This is a genomic window from Nitratireductor sp. PBL-C9 (assembly GCF_050877045.1).
Taxonomy (GTDB): Bacteria; Pseudomonadota; Alphaproteobacteria; order Rhizobiales; family Rhizobiaceae; genus Nitratireductor; species Nitratireductor aquimarinus.
Map to the genome: position 1 here is coordinate 82,873 of NZ_JBPAXW010000004.1, position 18,662 is coordinate 101,534.

Genomic DNA, 18,662 nt, shown 5'->3' on the forward strand with positions numbered 1-18,662 from the left:
AATATAGACTTTCACCCCTTCATTGCAACTGTTGGCGCAGTGTGCACAGGCCCGCAAGGCCGCTTATGCGCAGACATCTGACGCTGCGTCCGGCAATACACTCCCCCGCGCCGCCTCCCGCACTTGCAAATCCCGCCCCCTTATGGAAGAACCGTACCGTACGGTACGCAACCCGTCTGCGCATGAGCTTTGCGAGGAAATCATGTCCGAAAACACCATCGAAGCGCTGTCCGAGAAACTCGACCGGCTGATCGATACGATCGCCCGCCTCACCCCGCAGCAGCCCGAGCCGCCGCGCTTCGAGGAAGCCGACTGTTTTGTCTGGAATGCGGAGCGCCGGACGCTGGATCCCGTCGAAAAGGTCAATCGCGTGGAGCTTTCGCTGATTCGCGGCGTCGACCGCGTGCGCGATATCCTGGCCGACAACACCGAGCGCTTTGCCCGCGACCTTCCCGCCAACAACGTGCTTCTGTGGGGCGCGCGCGGCATGGGCAAGTCGTCGCTGGTGAAAGCCGTCCATGCCGAGATCAACCGCGCCGCCCCTGCCGGCCAGCCACCGCTGAAGCTGGTGGAGATCCATCGCGAGGACATCGAGACCCTGCCGCAGCTCATGGCTTTCCTGAAAGCCGCGCCGTTCCGCTTCATCCTTTTCTGCGACGATCTGTCCTTCGACCAGAATGACGCCTCCTACAAATCGCTCAAGGCAGCATTGGAAGGCGGCGTTGAAGGCAGGCCCGCCAATGTCATCCTCTACGCCACCTCCAACCGGCGGCACCTCTTGCCGCGCGACATGATCGAGAATGAGCGCTCGACGGCCATCAACCCGTCGGAAGCCGTCGAAGAAAAGGTTTCCCTGTCAGACCGTTTCGGCCTCTGGCTCGGCTTCCACAAATGCTCGCAGGACGAATATCTGGCGATGATCGACGGCTATGTCGCCCATTACGGCCTCGAGATCGATCCGGAGCGCCTGCGCGCCGAAGCACTCGAATGGGCCACCACGCGCGGCAGCCGTTCGGGCCGCGTCGCCTGGCAGTTCATTCAGGATCTCGCCGGCCGCCTCGGCAAGCGTCTCGACGCCTAAGGCGTCCCCCCCCCCCGACCCAACGCTTCGCCTCAATAAAAAACCCGCCCTTTCGGGCGGGTCAAAGAGGCAGCCTGACCGGAGGTCTGGCAGGCCGCAGCTTTTTTCTCGTTATTCAGGGAACGTCTATTCCAGATAACCCGTCGGATTGACCGGCGTGGCGTCCTTGCGCACTTCGAAGTGCAGTTTCGGACGCTCGGCGCTGCCGCTCATGCCCGACAGGGCGATTTCCTGACCGCGCCGCACCTTCTCGCCACGCTTCACCCGAAGCGCGCTGGCATGGCCGTAAACCGTCACCATGCCGTTGTCATGGCGCACCAGAACCGTGTTGCCGAATTCCTTCAGCCCGTCGCCGGCATAGATCACGACGCCGTTTTCGGCTGCCTTGACCGGCGTGCCTGCCGGAACGGCAATGTCGATGCCGTCATTGCGCACGGAACCCGAGGTGCTGCCGAAGTCCGAGATGATTCGACCACGCGCGGGCCAGCGCAGCTTGCCGATGCCGGTCGAGTCCGGCGCAACTTCATTGCTCTGCTTCGCCACGGCGGCAACCTGTGTCTGAGCCTGCGTCGAGGTTTTCACCACCGGTGCAGGATCGCGCGTCGTGGCGCTGGTCGTCGTGCGGTCAACCGTCTTCGGAGCCGCTGCAACCTGCGTCGGCTGGCTCACATTGCCGGACGGGATGGTCAGAATCTGACCGACCTTCAGATAACCATCGGCAAGACCATTGGCCGCCTTGATGTTCGCGACGCTCGCACCCGTCTTGCGGGCAATGCCGTAAAGCGTGTCGCCCGAAACCACGGTGTAGGAACCGGCAGAAGCCGTCTTGGCCTGCACCGGCGCCGTCTGGCTGTTCGTATTGGCGTTGCTCGCGGCATTGTTCGTTTCAGAACCCTGCGGGCGCGGCTTGGGTCGCGGCGTCTCGCGCAGAACCGCAAGGCGCTCCTGCGGCTCTCTCTGAGGCGTCGGCTCATTGGGAACAGGCTGCGGCGCAGCGGCCTGACGCTGCGTGGCCGCACCATTGTCAGATGCGGCAGCCGGTGCATTGCCCGAATAGGCATAGCTCGGGATCATCAGCGTCTGTCCCGTGCGCAGCTGCGATGCGCTGGAAAGATTGTTTGCGCCGAGAATGGCGGCAACCGGCACACCGAACCGGCGCGACAGGTTGAACACCGTCTCGCCTTCGCGCACCGTGATCGTCTGGCCGCCGCCCTGCCCGGTCTGCGCAGGCTGGCGCGTCACCGATCCGGTCGACGTGCGGTCAAGCTGCGGCTGCGCCGGCACGGGCGCTGCGGCAACGCGTGCCGGCTGCGGCTGCGACGGCGCGGGAAGCGCCTGGCGCTGTACGTTGGAAGCGGTCTGATTGGTCAGGTCCACCGGCCGGGTCGCTGCGCGAACCGGTGTGTTGGTCGGCGCGGGCAGAGGCTGGCTGACGGCACCGCCCACGAGACCGTTCGGCCGCGGGCTGGAGCCCTGACGGCTGATCGAACCCGTGTAGGTGGTGTCAACACCGCCGACATCGCCCGGATAGGGCTGGCTGGCAGGGGCCATGGCCACCGCCCGGTTGGTCGACCGTGCATCTGCAAAATCGCTGGACTTGAAGCGGGACACATCGGAACTGCATCCTGCCGCAACGCCGCCCATCAAAATGACAGCGGCTCCGCGCAACATAGCGCGATCGAAACTCCGTGTAATGCAACGCATGTGACTACCCGCGTACCCAATACCTGAACACGGGCAATTAAATCGCGTTAATGTTACTCAGCGGTTAAGCTGCGGGGAGATTTTGAGATGAACGCCCCTTGCCGGGGGCGTCAGATGGCCTCGGCAGCGCTTTTGAAAAGAGGCTGTAACCGCACGTTTTCAAGGTCTGTGCGCTCGAAACGACTGCCAACCTTGGCCAGTTTCGTCATCATCTGCACATCGTCGCCCGGTCCGATTGGCGCGACCATAATGCCGCCGGTGGCAAGCTGGTCGACGAAACGGCGCGGCAATTCATCGAAAGCGGCCCACACGATGATTCGGTCGAACGGCCCGTCGGAGGGTGCGCCTTCGCAACCGTCTGCATGCCGGGCCGACACATTGGTGAGGCCCAGATTCTCCCAGCGCAATTGTGCTTCCACACCAAGCGTCTTGTAACGGTCGAGCGTGAGGACCCGGCCCGCCAGCCTCGCGATCACCGCAGCGGTGAAGCCCGACCCCGTGCCGATCTCCAGCACGCGGTGCCCGGAAGAGAGTTCCAGCGCATCGATGGCCCTTGCCTGCAGGTCGCAGCCTTCTATGGCCTCGCCACAGGCAATCGGCACCATGCGCTGCGACCACGCCGCCGCATACCATTCCGATGGAAGAAAGCCCGCGCGCGGCGTCGCCTCCATGGCGGCAAAGAGCTCCTTGCCGCCAATTCCGCGTGCGCGCATGCGCAGCATGAACGCGGCAAAGCTCTCGCGCTCCTGCCCCGCTTCGTTCATGCCAGAGCCTTGGAAAGCTGGTCACGCACTTCATGCGCCGTCAGGTCGAGATGCAGCGGCGTCACCGAAACATAGCCGTCACGGATCGCCGCCTGATCGCTGCCCTGGCGAATATCGGCCTGCTGACGGCCGAAGCGCAGCCAGTAATAGGGATAGTTGCGCCCGTCGCGGCGCTCTTCCACGTTCAGCCCGTGCACCATCTTGCCCTGTGCGGTCACCAGAGTGCCCTTGGCGTCTTCCGGCGCACAATTGGGGAAGTTGATGTTGATCAGAACGCCTTCGGGCATGGGCCGGTCGATCAGCTTCTTCAGAAGCGGCGGCGCAAGCGCCTCGGCGGTGCCGAAGGGAATGTAGCGGCTTTCGTCGGTGAAGTCGTAGGCCTGGCTCAGCGCAAAGGACGGAATGCCCAGAAGCGTCCCTTCCATCGCACCGGCCACGGTTCCCGAATAGGTCACGTCATCGGCAATGTTGGTGCCGTTGTTAACGCCGGACAGGATCAGGTCCGGCGGCGTGTCCATCACATGCCGCACGCCCATGATAACGCAATCGGTGGGCGTGCCGCGTAAGGCAAAATGCCTGTCATCGATCTTGCGCATCCTGAGCGGCTCCGACAATGACAGCGAATGGGCAAAGCCCGACTGGTCGGTTTCGGGCGCCACAACCCAGACATCATCGCTCAAAGTGCGGGCGATACGCTCCAGCGTCGCCAGTCCTTCTGCGTGAATGCCATCGTCATTGGTCAACAGAATGCGCAAAGTCTCAATCCTTCGATGCTTCGATTTTCTCCAGGCCGCCCATATAGGGTTTGAGGGCTGACGGTATCGTGACACTGCCGTCCTCATTCTGGTAATTTTCCAGAACCGCGATCAGCGCACGGCCAACAGCCGTTCCCGAACCGTTGAGCGTGTGCACGAAGCGGGTCTGCTTCTCGCCGGCCGCACGGTAGCGCGCATTCATGCGACGCCCCTGGAAATCGCCACAGACCGAGCAGGACGAGATTTCACGATAGGCGTTCTGCCCCGGCAGCCAGACTTCCAGATCGTAGGTCTTGCGTGCACCGAAGCCCATATCGCCCGTGCACAGAACCATGGTCCGGTAAGGCAGGTCGAGCTTCTTCAGCACGGTCTCGGCACAGGCCGTCATGCGCTCATGCTCGTCAATCGATGTTTCGGCATCGGTGATCGAGACCAGCTCGACCTTGTAGAACTGGTGCTGGCGCAGCATGCCGCGCGTGTCGCGTCCCGCAGAACCCGCTTCCGAACGGAAGCACGGCGTCAGCGCGGTAAAGCGCAGCGGCAGCTTGTCGCCTTCCAGAATTTCCTCGCGCACGAGATTGGTGAGCGAGACCTCAGCCGTCGGGATCAGCCAGTGATCGTCACCGGCGCGGAACAGGTCCTCGGTGAACTTCGGCAACTGCCCGGTGCCAAACATCGCATCGTCTCGCACCAGAAGCGGCGGCTGCACTTCCGTGTAGCCATGCTCCTGCGTGTGCAGGTCGAGCATGAACTGGCCAAGCGCGCGCTCAAGGCGGGCAAGCTGGCCGGATAGCACCGTGAAGCGCGAGCCCGAAAGCTTTGCCGCGCGCTCGAAATCCATCAGGCCGAGCGCCTCGCCGATCTCGAAATGCTCTTTCGACCAGCTGGCGTGCTTCGGCTCGCCATGCCTGCGCACTTCGACATTGTCGTTTTCGTCCGCGCCAACCGGCACGTCTTCGAGCGGGATGTTGGGAACACGCGCCAGCGCATCGTTGAGCGCGGCGTCGTGGCGGCGCTCTTCAGCCTCGCCATCCTGAACGAAACTCTTCAGCTCAGACACTTCGGCCTTCAGCTTCTCGGCGAGGTCCTTGTCGCCGGATGCCATGGCCTTGCCGATTTCCTTGGAGGCGGCATTGCGGCGCTCCTGCGCCTCCTGAAGCTTCGTCAGGTGCTGGCGGCGCGCTTCGTCAAGCGCCAGGAGCTTCCCACTTTCAGGGTCCGCGCCGCGCTTTTTGAGCGCTTCGTCCAGCGCCTGCGGGTTCTCGCGAATCCATTTGATGTCGAGCATGTCTGATTTCCAATCGCGGAGAGATTGCAGTGAACCGCCCCGGGACAGACAGGAAATGACCTGCTGATCTAGGCGGTCGGCTGGTCCGTCTCGCCGGTGTCGTCCTGCGCGTTCGCTTCCTTCTCGCGCTGGCGCTCGACCATGCGGGCGGCCCAGATGGCAATTTCGTAGAGAAGGATGGTCGGAAGCGCAAGGCCGATCTGGCTCACCGGATCCGGCGGCGTGAGGATCGCCGCAGCCACGAAAGCCGCCACGATGGCGTATTTGCGCTTGTCGGCAAGCCCGGTCGAGGTCAGAAGGCCCACCCGCGCCATGAGCGTCGTCACGACCGGAAGCTGGAACACGAGGCCGAAGGACAGGATCAGCGTCATGATCAGGCCGAGATACTCCGAAACCTTGGGCAGCAGAGAGATCTGCACCGTGTTGTCAGGCCCCACCTGCTGCATGGACAGGAAGAACCACATCACCATCGGCGTGAAGAAAAAATAGACGAGTGCAGCGCCGATCAGGAACAGGATCGGCGAGGCAATCAGGAACGGAATGAACGCGCGGCGCTCGTTGCGGTAAAGCCCCGGCGCGACAAACTTGTAGATCTGCATGGCGATCACCGGGAAGGCGATCACCAGGCCGCCAAACATGGCCAGCTTGATCTGGGTAAAGAAGAATTCCTGCGGCGCGGTGTAGATCAAGTCCACCTTGTCCGCGTCGAGACCGGCCCACAGGGTCGCCCACTGGAACGGAATCACCAGCAGGTTGAAGATCTGCTTGGCGAAGAAGAAGCAGACCAGAAAGGCCACGAAGAACCCTCCGATCGCCCAGATGAGCCGCGAACGCAGCTCGATCAGGTGATCCATCAGCGGGGCGGAAGACTGATCGATGTCGTCGTCTCGTTCGGCGTTCACGACATTAGGCTCCGCTGGTCTTCTTGGTGGCCGGACGCTTCGCCGCGCCAGCCGCAGTGGTCTTGCTGGCGGCCTTCGGCTTGGCTGCCGCTCTCGGCTTTGCAGCCGCCTTCGTCGACGCCGCCTTTGTTGAAGTAGCCTTCGGCGACGTCTTGGCAGACGTGGACTTCGCCGGAGCCTTGGCGGCTCCAGCCTTCCCCTCGCCCGGCATGCGGGTTGCCCCGGCCTTGGCCGGTTCCGCCGCATGCGTCTCGGTCGAGGCCGGAGGCCCTGACTTTGCCGCCTGCGGCTTCATGGCCTCATCCAGCCCGGAACGAATATCACGTCCCACCTGCTCCAGAGGGTTCAGGTGCTTCTTGATCTCGTTGCGCGGATCGAGCTTGCGCGCGTCGTCCACGATAGACTTCACGTCATCAAGCTCGGCTTCCTGCAGCGCTTCATCGAACTGCTTGCGGAAATCGCCAGCCATGCTGCGCAATTTGGACGTCGTGCGCCCGAATGAGCGCAGCATACGCGGCAAGTCCTTCGGCCCGACCACGACGATCAGGACGATGGCGATCACCATGATTTCGGGCCAGCCAAGATCAAACATAAGTCACCGGAAAGAGGGGCAGGAAGTTTATCCGCAGCGCATCAGCGCCGAATCAGCCGGACTTCTTCTTGTTCGGCTTGCTTGCGTCCTTCACCGGCTCGTCAGCCTGATGCTCGACCGTCTTGGTCGTGTCCTCGTCATCGTCGGACATGCCCTTCTTGAAGCTTTTGATGCCCTTGGCCATGTCACCCATCAGCTCGGGGATCTTGCCGCGACCAAAGAGGAGCAGCACCACGACGAGCACGATGAGCCAGTGCCAGATTGAAAAGGAACCCATGATCAGTCTCTTTCACCAATTGCCATTGATTTGATTTATGCGCTTTCGCCCGATTGTTCAAACGATTGTCTCGCAAACACAAGCACATCGCTCGGGACGACATTCAGCCATATATCGCGCACGCCCGGCTCCAGATGTCCACAGCGCACACGCGCCCGGACATGATGATCCGCGCCGGGAATGGCGAGTTCGAGAAATTCCACCACCCCGAGGAACCGGCGCGAGATGATGCGGGCAGGAACGGCCCCGCCCTTCTGGTCCACCTGGAAGCCGGAAAGGCGCACCGCGACCGTTGCCGCAGCCCCCTCTTCCAGCCCATCGGCGGGAAAACGTCCAAGCGGCGTTTCCACCGCGCCTGCATAAACCCGCCCCTCGAATTCGTTGATCTCGGAGAAGAAACCCGCAACGAAAAGATCGGCAGGACGGTGATAGAGTTCTTCGGCGGTGCCCACCTGCACCAGCCCGCCATCCTTGAGCAGGGCTATCCGGTCGCCCATGCGCATGGCCTCCTCGGCGTCATGCGTCACCACAACCGCCGTGGCGCGGCTCTGGCGCAGGATCGCAAGCGTTTCGGCGCGCACATTGTCCTTCAGGCGCGAATCGAGCCCGGAAAACGGCTCGTCCATCAGGAGAACCGCCGGACGCGGCGCAAGCGCGCGCGCCAGCGCAACACGCTGCTGCTCACCGCCCGACAGGACATGTGGATAGGCGTCGGCATAGCCGTCGAGCCCGACACGCTCCAGCGCGTTCATCGCCTCCTGCCGCGCCTCGCCGCCCGACAGGGCTGTCAGGCCAAAGCGCACATTGTCGAGAATCGTCAGATGCGGGAACAGCGCGAAATCCTGGAACACCAGGCCGATGGAGCGTTTCTCCGGCGGCAGGAAGACATCCGGCCCCGCAATCTCCCGCTCATTGAGGAACACCTGCCCGGCGCGCTGCGCCTCGATGCCGGCGGCAATGCGCAGAAGCGTCGTCTTGCCGGAGCCGGAAGGCCCAAGAAGGCACAGCACCTCGCCCGGCTCGGCCGAAAGCGAAACATCGCGCAGCGTCTGCCCGCCCGAAGCGTAGGAATGGCTGATGTTCTTGAAGGAGAGACGCGCCGCAAAGCTGACGCCGGCTGTCCTGCGCGCCGAACTTTGCTTCTTACTGTCCATGCACCGGTATCCCTGGATGGATCGCAGGCGGCCCCTGTCCCGCGGACCTTCCGTCAATCATCCTCTGCGAGCGGTGTCAACAGACCGAGCTCTTCCAGATCGATATCCGTCAACGGATCTTCATCTTCTGTGAGTTCATCGGGATCTGTCATGGGCTGGGGAACGGCAAAATTGGCCGGCATGCGGGCAGAAAGCAGCCCCGCGCCCTTCAACTCTTCGATCCCCGGCAGATCACGCAGTTCCGCCAGACCGAAATGGTCGAGAAATTCCGTGCTGGTTCCGTAGGTTACGGGCCGTCCGGGCGTGCGGCGGCGACCGCGCATCTTCACCCAGCCCGTCTCCAGCAGAATGTCGAGCGTGCCCTTGGAGGTCTCGACACCACGGATTTCTTCGATCTCCGCCCGCGTCACCGGCTGGTGGTAGGCGATGACCGCGAGCATCTCGAGCGCGGCGCGCGACAATTTGCGCTGCTGGACCGCATTGCGGCTCATCAGGAAGGAAAGATCGCTCGCCGTGCGAAACACCCAGCAATCTTCCACGCGAACCAGATTGATGCCGCGCTTTTCATAGTCGCTGCGCAGTGCTTCCAGCGCCTCGGCAACATCCGTACCCTGTGGAAGCCGCTCGACCAGCGCCCGCTCGGGCACCGGTTCGGCGCTGGCAAAGATGATCGCTTCGACCATGCGCTTGGCTTCCACCAGATGCGGCGAAACAGACTTGCTCTCTTCCCTTTCCTCATCGCCGTCATTGGCGACAAACGGAACCACATTGCTGTTTTCAGTCATCATAGCCCTCGAACAGGCTGGCGGGAGCCTTCTTGCCCGTGCGCATATAGATGGGCGCAAAAGCCTCCTGCTGCCGGATTTCCAGTGCGCCTTCGCGCACCAGCTCCAGCGAAGCGGCAAACGAACTGGCCGTCGCGGTCGCCCGCTCCTCGGCATTGGTCATGTAACGGATCAGAAAATGATCGAGCGCCGTCCAGTCGCCAAAATCGCCGATCATCCGCACCAGAATGTCGCGCGCCTGCTTCAGGGACCAGACGCCGCGCTTGGCGATCCGCACATTGGTCACCGCGCGCCGCTGGCGCTGCGCAGCATAGGCCGTCAGAAGATCATAGAGCGAAGCGGAGAAAGCGCTCTGCTTCTGCACGATCACCGGCTCGGGCATGCCGCGCGCAAACACATCCCGGCCAAGCCGGTTGCGGTTCACGAGCCGCGCTGCCGCATCACGCATCGCCTCAAGCCGTTTCAGGCGAAACTGCAGAAGGGCCGCCATCTCCTCACCCGTCGGTTCTTCGTCCTCGGGCTTCTTGGGGATCAGCAGGCGCGATTTCAGATAGGCAAGCCAGGCCGCCATCACCAGATAGTCGGCGGCCAGCTCCAGGCGCATCTTGCGCACCTGTTCGATGAAGGCGATGTACTGCTCGGCGAGCGCCAGAACGGAAATGCGCGCCAGATCCACCTTCTGTGTACGCGCCAGATGCAGCAACAGATCGAGCGGGCCTTCAAAGCCCGCCACATCGACCGTCAGCGCAGGCTCCGACACCCCGTGATCATCGGGTTTGTCGTCCCACAGCTTCTCCATGGGAGCCGGTTTGACGGCTGTCTTTTCAGCACTCTGCGCCAAGCGTTGTGGTTCCTATCATCAGGCGACCGCCGCGAAGCATTGCTCGAATTCCGCCCGCGCGGCCAATTCTTCAGTGTCGTCACCCGGTGTCAGGTACGCCATGGCGCGGTTCGCACGCTCCAGGCTCTTGCCCGACAATTCCGGCGCTTTTTCGGCGACGGCCTTCATTTCCGGCATGATGCCGTGACAGTGAAGGACGAGATCACAGCCTGCCGCAAGGATTGCTTCCGCACGATCCGAGAAATCCCCAGAAAGTGCGTGCATCGAGACGTCATCGCTCATCAAAAGCCCGTCAAAGCCGATTTCGCCGCGAATGATCTCCTGCACCACCTTCTCGGAAGTGGTCGCCGGACGCTCCGCATCGATGGCGTGGAAAACGATATGCGCGGTCATGGCCATGGGCAGATCGGCAAGCGCCTTGAACGGCACGAAATCATGCGCGCGCAGCTCGTCCAGCGAGGCCGTCACCTCCGGCAGCGCCTTGTGGCTGTCGCAGAACGCGCGCCCGTGACCGGGCACATGCTTCATCACCGGCAGCACGCCACCGGCCATCAGGCCGTCACTGGCCGCGCGTCCGAGCGCAATCACGGCCTCTGGATCATGCGCATAGGCGCGGTCGCCGATCACGTCATGCGCGCCGGCGATCGGCACATCGAGAACCGGCAGACAGTCAGCGGTAATGCCGTAGCGCTTAAGGTCCATCGCGTGCAGACGCGACATCAGCCAGGCAGCGCGCACGCCGGCCTCGGGATCCTTGTCGTAAATCCTGCCAAGCTCCGAAGCCGTCGGATAATTGGCGGCCATGGGCGGTCGCAGCCGCTGCACCCTTCCGCCTTCCTGATCGATGAAAACCGGCGCATCCGGCCGCCCGACGCTGTCGCGCATGGAGGCGACAAGGTCACTCAGCTGCCCGGCCTCCGCGATATTGCGCGCGAAGAGGATGAACCCCCAGGGACGCTCGTTTCGATAGAAGGCGATTTCGTCCGCCGTCAGCTTGGTCCCGGTCGCGCCGAGGATCATGGATTTTGATTCGCTCATGCTCACAGGATAGCCGGGCGCACGAATCTGGAAAAGAAAACAAAAAACCGCCGCGCAATGGCGGCGGTTTTGACTGGAGTGTCTGCGAAACCTACTTCGAGACGAAGCAGCTTCCGCCAGCCGATTTCAGCTGCGAGCAGAGACGGATTGCATCGTCCTTCGAAGAAGAAGGAATGCGCACACGATAGTAAGTGCCCTTCCCTGCGATCTCCGCCTTGACGATGTTCACGCCCTTGCCGGTCAGCAGGTTCCCGTAGCGCTGCGCCATGTCCTGATAGGATTTTTGCGCCGCTTCCACGGTCGGCTGCGAAGAAATCTGCACCGACCAGCCATCCGTACCGGTGGTTACCGGTGCGGGAGCCGGAGCCTGTGCGACAGGCTGCGTCGGCTGGCTCGGGGCTGCGGCCACCTGCGAAGACTGCTGCTGTGCAGCTGGCTGCTGCGGCGCCGCCGGCGCTGCAGGCCGCGATGTCGGCACCGGCGCCTGCACATTCGGGGCGGCGGCCGTTTCGCCGGCACCCGTCTGGGCTGTGCCGGAAACAGGCGCATTCTCACCGGCTGCCGCCAGCCTTGCGTCAGGCGCAACCTCTTGTGCATTGCCGGTCGCAGCAGGCGCGCCCGCCGTTTCCGTCGCCGTCTGCACCGGAGCTTCCGGCTCGCGCGGAACAATCGTTCCGTCGGGACGAACCACCATGGTGCGCACGCGGCGCGGGGTCATTGCCGTCACCGGCTCACTGGTCGGCGCTGCGGTGTCACCTGCATTCGGATCAAGACGTTCTTCCGACTTCGGTGCGGCAAGCGGAACCTCGACGGGCTCCTCTGCCGTGGACACCAGGCGCTCCTGCGCGGGATCGCTGTCCGTCTCACCACCGGTCACACGCTGATAGACCTGATTGTCCTGATTGGGGACCTGCTGGCCGCCCGGGTTTTCAGGCTTCACCTTGACCGGGTCATTGTCCGCGCGAACCACCGCCGGGGCCGTGTTGTCATCGCCGCCACCGGATCCCAGTGCGAAGAAGGCAATCGCGCCAACCACGGCGACACCACCAACCGCAGCCGCGATCAGCGTGTTGCGACGGCTCTTGAGCGGGTTGGAGCGCGAGGCCGCAGCCGCAGCAGCTGCCGCTGCGGGCGCTGCCGCCTGTTCTGCCGGCGTAAATTCGTCGACGGGCTCGTCCCAGGGCGTCATGGCCGGGGCAAATCCATCCGCAGCTTCCGCACGACCGGAAACCGCCGCACCGGCATCCCTGCCCGCAGCGAAATCATCGTCGAACTCGCCGGTTTCGGCAAAGCTGTCGGCAAAGGCCGTCTCGAAGTCGAAATCGTCCTGCGGACGCCGCGGCTCATCGCCCTCAAGGGCAGCTGCGGCATAGGCGTCTCTGGGAATGGACGATGCCGGCGTTTCCTCGGCCGCGCTTCTGGTCTCTGCACGCTCGGGCAGGCTCTCGCTATCGCCGAAAGCACGCGCCAGCGCCAGTTCCAGATCATCCGCCTCGGCTGCCGGCGCATGCTCCGGCTCGCTCACGAATTCCGGGATGTGGGCGGAATCGGTAACGGGAACGCGCTCATTGCCGGGAACATCGACCGTATCGATGAACGGCGTGCTGGCTTCGCTGCCGCCACCATAGCTCACATTCGGCTGCGGCTCTTCAGGCTGCTGCCAGAACGGAATGGACGATGCCGGTGTGGTCTCGGTTGCCTCGGGCGCGACTGGCTCATGCGTCTCGACAGACTGGAGGGCCTCGGGCGCTCCAAAATCAAGATCACCCCAGTCGAAGCTCGTTTCGGGGGTCGGTTCTCTCTGCGGCTCCATGACGGGTTCCGCCACCTCCTCTTCCGCAAGAGCCCCCGCAGCCAGTTGCTGTTCGAGACTGGCCGCAAAATCATGGTCATCGCCGGCCATGTCTGCATCGACAGTACCAGACTTTTCAGCCCCCTGCGCAACGGAATTTGCGAAGGCCTGAGGCGAAAGATAGGGATCCGCACCGCCCGAAACCCGAACGGCGTCGGCAAGAGCCGCCGAAATGTCGGTGGCTGGCGGCACGTCGATTTCGGAGAATGTCGATGGAACATCCCCGGCAACGGCATCCGCCGTATCCGTGTCCTCAGAAGGCATGCTTGCCCAGGCGTCGGGCTCCGGGAACATGTCCTCGTCCTCAACGCCCGCTCCAGTGGGAGTGGCGGAAGACGTGATGTCGGTCTCGACCGTCTGCTCTGGCTGCACGTTCATGGGTTGCGTGACCATGGGCTGGGAGTGCATGGACTGTGTGTGCAGGGGCTGTGCGTGCACGTAACGCGTATCGGCCGCGTCTGATTCGACCGGCTGAGCGGATACGTCGCTCACCTGCCAGTTGTCGGCTGCAAGCGAAGCTTCAAGGTCATTGTCGAGCTGTGCAAAATCGCTCTCATCGAACGTTACGACCGGCTCCTCGGCTGGCTCCGGCGCGCTTTCCTCGATGGGCTGCTGCTCTTCCGCAGCGAAGGACGCAAACTCACGGGCGCTCGCATCAATGTCGAACTCGGAAAAATGCTGTTCGATATCGTGCGGGTCAAAAGCCGGAGGCGCTTCATGGCCCTGACGGGCCTCGGGAGCCTCGGGCGCTGCAAACGCATCGTGCTGCGAAACCTGCCCCGGCTCCTGAGCAGCGGCCACCGGCTCGCGCTCCATGGAAGGTTCAAACGACGGTTCAGGCTCTGCCATGGATGCGGCCGGGGAAGCGGAAACGTCTGCCGACACGGCTTCCTCCACGGGCTCGAGGCGCATTTCGCTCTCAAAGCTCGCCGCAAAGGTCTCGTCGAGTTCATTTGCCATGTCGGAGGCAAGATCCACTTCGGGCTCCTGCTCCATCGCTCCGGGCTCTTCAGCCGCTGGCGGCGCTTCGAAGCGCCAGTCCTGCGTCTGCATTTCCGGACGGCTGAGGTCTTCGGCCGGTTCTTCGCGAACCTCGTCGGAAAACTCCGCCAGGTCGCCCAGCAGCTCGTTCTCAAGCTCGAGGGCGAGATCATCGCCCTCCTGCCCTGCTGCATTGCCAGAATCCTCGGCGCGCCGTGGATCATGCCCCATAATGCGGGTCAGTTCCGCAAACGGGTCATCATCAGCAAAAACGGCGCTATCCGCACGTTGGTTCGGGCTATGATCTGCCATACCTTTTTCCGCACTCACACTCGGTAGACGCCCGCGACGTCATACAATTGTCGGGTACCAGCGCAATGTGGGCAAAAGGTGACAGACGATCGCACCCCTTTCGGGATGAGATTAGCGCATCTCTGAAGGCGCCTCGGCCCCGATCAACGCAAGTCCGGATGTGAGTACATCACGAACTGCCTGCACCAGACCCAGTCTGGCGTAGGTCAATTCTGGATCGTTAACCTTAACAAAACGTAAGTCGTCTGTCTCGCTGCCGCGATTCCACTGAGCGTGGAAGAGGCTCGCCAGGTCGTAGAGGTAGAATGCCAGCCTGTGCGGCTCCATCGCCTGGGCTGCACTTTCGACCAGACGCGGGTACTCGGCGAGCTTGCGTACAAGCGCCATTTCGCCCTCGTCGGAAAGCTTCGAAAGCTGCGCCTTCATCTCCTCGCGACCGAATTCCGCAATGCCCAGCTGCTCGCTCGCCTGGCGGAAAGCCGAGTGGCTGCGCGCAGATGCATACTGCACGTAAAAGACCGGATTGTCCTTGGACTGCTCGGTCACCTTCTGGAAGTCGAAGTCGAGCGGCGCATCGTTCTTGCGATAGAGCATCATGAAACGGATCGGATCACGCCCGACCTCGTCCACCGCCTCGCGCAGGGTCACGAACTCGCCTGCCCGCTTGGACATGCGCACCGGCTCGCCGCCACGGAACAGCTTCACGAGCTGGCAAAGCAGCACCGTCAGCTCCACCTTGTCTTCGGCCAGCGCCCGCGCCACGGCCTGAAGCCGCTTCACATAACCGCTGTGATCAGCGCCCAGCACATAGATCATATGCTCGAAGCCACGATCCAACTTGTCCTTCATATAGGCCACGTCGGCGGCAAAATAGGTGAAGCTGCCATCCGACTTCATCAACGGACGGTCGATGTCATCGCCCACTTCGGTGGAGCGGAACAGGGTCTGCTCGCGGTCTTCCCAGTCTTCCGGCTTCTGCCCCTTCGGCGGCGGCAGCTTGCCCTTGTAGACATGGCCCTTCATGGTCAGATCGTTGATCGCGGAACGGATCGCCCCGCCATTGCCCTCATGCAGCGAACGTTCGGAGAAGAACACGTCGTGGCGGATGTTCAGCGCGGCGAGATCGTCGCGGATCATCTGCATCATGCTCTCGACCGTCCTGTCCTTGACGATCGCCATCGCGTCTGCGGACGGCATTTCCAGAAGCCGGGTGCCATATTCGTCCGCCAGCGCCTTGCCGACCGGCTTCAGGTAATCGCCCGGATAGAGACCTGCGGGGATTTCGCCGATGTTCTCGCCAAGGGCCTCGCGGTAGCGCACCATGACCGACTGGCCGAGCACGTCGATCTGCACGCCCGCATCGTTGATGTAGTACTCGCGCACCACGTCATAACCGGCGAAATCGAGCAGATTGGCCAGCGCATCGCCAACCACCGCGCCGCGGCAATGGCCCACATGCATCGGGCCGGTCGGGTTGGCCGACACATATTCCACGTTCACCTTCTCGCCCCTGCCGAGCTGCGAACGGCCATAATTCGTGCCCAGGTCGAGCATTTCGCCAAGCCGCGCCTGCCAGAAGCTGTCGCTCAGCTTCAGGTTCACGAAGCCGGGACCGGCCACGGAGGCAACCGCCACATCCGGATCGGCCTCGAACGCCTTGGCGATCTTCTCGCCCAGCGCGCGCGGATTGTCGCCAACGGCCTTCGCCAGCACCATGGCTGCATTGGTCGCCACATCGCCATGGCTGGCGTCTCGCGGCGGCTCCACGGCGACGCGCGAAAGGTCAAGCGGCTCACCGTTGCTGGCCTGCAGGCCAAGGGCTTCAATGGTCTTTGCGACCCGATCCGAAAAATCGGCGAAAATGTTCATGGACGATGTCCTGAAAAAGGTTCGGTTGAAAGGTACCGTCCGCCCGGTGGCGGAATTGCGGTTGGCACTAGCTCAATTCAGGAGTCTGGTCAAACAGACGTCGATGTTCCTTCACCGCGTAGGTGTCGGTCATGCCGGCCAGAAAATCGGCCACATGCCGCGCCTTTTCAGCGTCTTGTGCCACATCCAGCCCCTCGCGCCAGCCCTCAGGCATTTGGCGTGGATTGTCGAAATAGGCGTCGAACAGGTCCTTCACGATGCGGTCGGCATTGGCCCGCACCGCCACAACCGTCTCATGCCGGTAGAGATTGGCGTAAAGGAAGCGCTTCAGCTCCTTTTCATCCGCCGCCATGCCGTCGGAGAAGGCCACAATCGTCTGTCCCGCATCGTGCACATCGTCCGCATTCGCGGGCTTCAGTTCTTCCAGACGCTGCCTTGACGCCACGATCACATCCTCGACCATCACCGTGATCTGCCGGCGCATCAGCTCATGCCCGCGCCGCACCGGATCGAGATCGGGATAGCGTTCCTCAACCGCGCTCAGAATTCTTCCCGGCAGGCCAACGCCCGCCATCATGTCGAGCGTGAGCAGGCCCGAGCGCAGACCGTCATCGATGTCATGGGCGTTATAGGCAATGTCGTCGGCAATGGCCGCGCACTGGGCCTCGATGCCCGCATAGCGCGCCAGCTCCAGATCGTGCCGCGCCACATAATCCAGAATGGGCTGCGGCACCGGCCCCTCGAGCCCCCTGCCCTGTGCATCCATCAGCGGGCCATTGTGCTTCACCAGCCCTTCCAGCGTTTCCCAGGAAAGGTTCAACCCGTCGAACTCGGCATAGCGGTTCTCAAGTTCCGTCACGATCCGCAGCGACTGTGCGTTGTGATCAAACCCGCCCCAGCGCGCCATGCATTCGTCGAGCGCATCTTCGCCCGTATGGCCGAATGGCGTGTGGCCGAAATCGTGAACCAGCGCGATGGCTTCCGCCAGATCCTCGTCACAGCACAGCGCCCGCGCCAGAGCACGGGCGATCTGCGCCACCTCGATGGAATGGGTCAGCCGCGTGCGGTAATGGTCGCCCTCATGGGCGATGAAAACCTGCGTCTTGTGCTTCAGGCGGCGAAAAGCGGTCGAATGGATGATCCTGTCGCGGTCGCGCTGAAAAGGCGTTCGTGTCGGGCTTTCCGGTTCTGGAAAAAGCCGCCCCCGCGAGGCCGCCGGGTCCGTGGCGTAAACCGCCCTTGGCCGATACCCGAAGCCGATGTCCCGCAAACCCTGTTCACTGTGCATGATCCGCCACACCGTTGGGGCAGACCGTTTCAGGCCTGCCGCTGTTGCTGTTTCAACCCCAACTGCACCACTCGGACAAACCCGACTGCGTTGCTCAGGTTGACTTGCCGCCTGCGGCTTCATACCTATTCCATGAACACGAACGCAAGGTGACCGTCAGGACAACCACCATGGGCATGGACGCGGGAACGGAAATGAAGAGCGTTGAACTGACCGAGGCTGCGGCCCGGCGCATTACCAGCATCCTCAAGGACGAGCCGGGCAAGATCGCCCTGCGCGTGTCCGTCGAGGGCGGCGGCTGCTCCGGTTTCTCCTATGCATTCGACCTGGTCGGTGAGCGCAATGAGGACGACCACGCCATCGAGCGGGACGGAGCCACCGTCCTGATCGACGATCTCTCGCTGGTCTATATGGGCGGCTCGGTGATCGATTTTGTCGACGACCTGATCGGCCAGTCCTTCCAGATCAGAAACCCGAACGCCGTCGCCTCCTGCGGCTGCGGAACCAGTTTCTCCATCTGATCCAAAAATCCCTTTCAGAAAAAAGCGTCGCGCCCCCTGTGCGGCGCTTTTTTTTCGTGCGCATTTTCCGGCGCATTCTTTCCGTGGGCGCTCTGTCACAGCCAGAACCCGATTGACGCAGCGGCTGAACCCGCTACAAGGGCGGCCGCCTCAATGAGGCATTTTTATTCAACTATATATTTGTTTTAAAAGGTTATTTCATGAACAGACGAGATATGGCGGGGCTTCTCGTGCTCCCCGCATTGCTGGCGTCAATGCACACGCCCGCCCGCGCCGACGATCAGGCTCCGAAGGCTGATTATCAGCGGGTCCAGCCGCTCCTCGACACGAAGAGCACCATCCTTGATCAGAAGCTCATCTACCCGAATGGCGAGGCCGAGCTGAAAGCGGTCGTGGTCACGCTGATGCCGGGCGAGGAAACCGGGCGTCACATGCACACGGTTCCCCTGTTCGGTCACATTCTGGAAGGTGAACTCGCCATTCAGTACGAAGGCGAGGAAGAGAAGACCTTCAAGGCCGGCGACAGCTTCATCGAAGCGCTCAACACCTGGCACAATGGCCGCGTGGTGGGCGACAAGCCGGCCCGCATTCTCGCCGTCTTCATCGGCAACGCAGAAACGCCGCCCGTCATCCGCCCCTGACAGCGCGCGGCCCCGAC

General features: G+C 62.7%; 17 protein-coding genes. 3 read left to right on the forward strand and 14 right to left on the reverse strand.

Going from position 1 to position 18,662, the window contains the following annotated elements; all coding sequences use genetic code 11:
- The first annotated feature begins 202 nt into the window (after window positions 1-202).
- On the forward strand, window positions 203-1,081 hold the full coding sequence (locus tag ACRTG1_RS10350; RefSeq protein WP_297559965.1) for an ATP-binding protein: 879 nt from the start codon (window positions 203-205) through the stop codon (window positions 1,079-1,081).
- Between the two features lie 126 nt (window positions 1,082-1,207).
- Here the strand turns inward: ACRTG1_RS10350 and ACRTG1_RS10355 are convergent, their stop codons facing one another.
- From ACRTG1_RS10355 to ACRTG1_RS10420, 14 genes are all read right to left on the reverse strand, one after another.
- Complete coding sequence (locus ACRTG1_RS10355) at window positions 1,208-2,692, reverse strand: peptidoglycan DD-metalloendopeptidase family protein (RefSeq protein ID WP_432516231.1); 1,485 nt, start codon at window positions 2,690-2,692, stop codon at window positions 1,208-1,210.
- Between the two features lie 203 nt (window positions 2,693-2,895).
- Complete coding sequence (locus ACRTG1_RS10360; RefSeq protein ID WP_283800867.1) at window positions 2,896-3,549, reverse strand: protein-L-isoaspartate(D-aspartate) O-methyltransferase; 654 nt, start codon at window positions 3,547-3,549, stop codon at window positions 2,896-2,898.
- Complete coding sequence (surE, locus tag ACRTG1_RS10365; protein ID WP_113155472.1) at window positions 3,546-4,304, reverse strand: 5'/3'-nucleotidase SurE; 759 nt, start codon at window positions 4,302-4,304, stop codon at window positions 3,546-3,548. The genes ACRTG1_RS10360 and surE overlap by 4 nt, the downstream gene beginning before the upstream one ends.
- A 4-nt stretch (window positions 4,305-4,308) precedes the next feature.
- On the reverse strand, window positions 4,309-5,592 hold the full coding sequence (serS, locus tag ACRTG1_RS10370) for a serine--tRNA ligase (protein ID WP_432516232.1): 1,284 nt from the start codon (window positions 5,590-5,592) through the stop codon (window positions 4,309-4,311).
- Window positions 5,593-5,660: 68 nt separating this feature from the next.
- Window positions 5,661-6,446 carry a twin-arginine translocase subunit TatC gene (gene tatC / locus ACRTG1_RS10375; protein WP_113156342.1) on the reverse strand — a complete coding sequence of 262 codons (786 nt, stop codon included), beginning with the start codon at window positions 6,444-6,446 and terminating at the stop codon, window positions 5,661-5,663.
- Between the two features lie 52 nt (window positions 6,447-6,498).
- Window positions 6,499-7,086, reverse strand: coding sequence for a Sec-independent protein translocase protein TatB (gene tatB, locus ACRTG1_RS10380; protein ID WP_432516233.1), 588 nt, complete (start codon window positions 7,084-7,086; stop codon window positions 6,499-6,501).
- 52 nt (window positions 7,087-7,138) lie between these two features.
- Entirely contained in the window at window positions 7,139-7,363 is a 225-nt protein-coding gene (locus ACRTG1_RS10385) for a twin-arginine translocase TatA/TatE family subunit (protein WP_113155475.1), read from the reverse strand.
- Between the two features lie 35 nt (window positions 7,364-7,398).
- Entirely contained in the window at window positions 7,399-8,517 is a 1,119-nt protein-coding gene (locus ACRTG1_RS10390) for an ABC transporter ATP-binding protein (protein ID WP_432516234.1), read from the reverse strand.
- Between the two features lie 53 nt (window positions 8,518-8,570).
- Window positions 8,571-9,302 (reverse strand): SMC-Scp complex subunit ScpB, encoded by a 732-nt coding sequence (scpB, locus tag ACRTG1_RS10395; protein ID WP_113156343.1) that lies wholly within the window; start codon window positions 9,300-9,302, stop codon window positions 8,571-8,573.
- Window positions 9,295-10,101, reverse strand: a complete 807-nt coding sequence (locus tag ACRTG1_RS10400) for a segregation and condensation protein A (RefSeq protein ID WP_204360910.1) — start codon at window positions 10,099-10,101, stop codon at window positions 9,295-9,297. The genes scpB and ACRTG1_RS10400 overlap by 8 nt, the downstream gene beginning before the upstream one ends.
- A gap of 60 nt (window positions 10,102-10,161) precedes the next feature.
- Window positions 10,162-11,181: a beta-N-acetylhexosaminidase gene (nagZ, locus tag ACRTG1_RS10405; RefSeq protein ID WP_206548875.1), complete on the reverse strand. Its 1,020-nt coding sequence runs from the start codon at window positions 11,179-11,181 to the stop codon at window positions 10,162-10,164.
- A 91-nt stretch (window positions 11,182-11,272) separates the two neighbouring features.
- The gene (locus ACRTG1_RS10410) at window positions 11,273-14,326 is read right to left on the reverse strand and encodes an SPOR domain-containing protein (protein ID WP_432516235.1); all 3,054 of its coding nucleotides are present in this window, start codon (window positions 14,324-14,326) and stop codon (window positions 11,273-11,275) included.
- Between the two features lie 111 nt (window positions 14,327-14,437).
- Complete coding sequence (gene argS, locus ACRTG1_RS10415; protein ID WP_299935267.1) at window positions 14,438-16,195, reverse strand: arginine--tRNA ligase; 1,758 nt, start codon at window positions 16,193-16,195, stop codon at window positions 14,438-14,440.
- A 67-nt stretch (window positions 16,196-16,262) separates the two neighbouring features.
- Entirely contained in the window at window positions 16,263-17,483 is a 1,221-nt protein-coding gene (locus ACRTG1_RS10420) for a deoxyguanosinetriphosphate triphosphohydrolase (protein ID WP_206552316.1), read from the reverse strand.
- A 170-nt stretch (window positions 17,484-17,653) separates the two neighbouring features.
- Here ACRTG1_RS10420 and erpA point away from each other — a divergent pair, with 170 nt between their 5' ends.
- Window positions 17,654-18,004 (forward strand): iron-sulfur cluster insertion protein ErpA, encoded by a 351-nt coding sequence (gene erpA, locus ACRTG1_RS10425; protein ID WP_206546368.1) that lies wholly within the window; start codon window positions 17,654-17,656, stop codon window positions 18,002-18,004.
- Between the two features lie 200 nt (window positions 18,005-18,204).
- A complete protein-coding gene (locus ACRTG1_RS10430; protein WP_224873587.1) occupies window positions 18,205-18,645 on the forward strand; it encodes a cupin domain-containing protein in 441 nt (146 codons plus the stop codon).
- The last annotated feature ends 17 nt before the right edge of the window (window positions 18,646-18,662 follow it).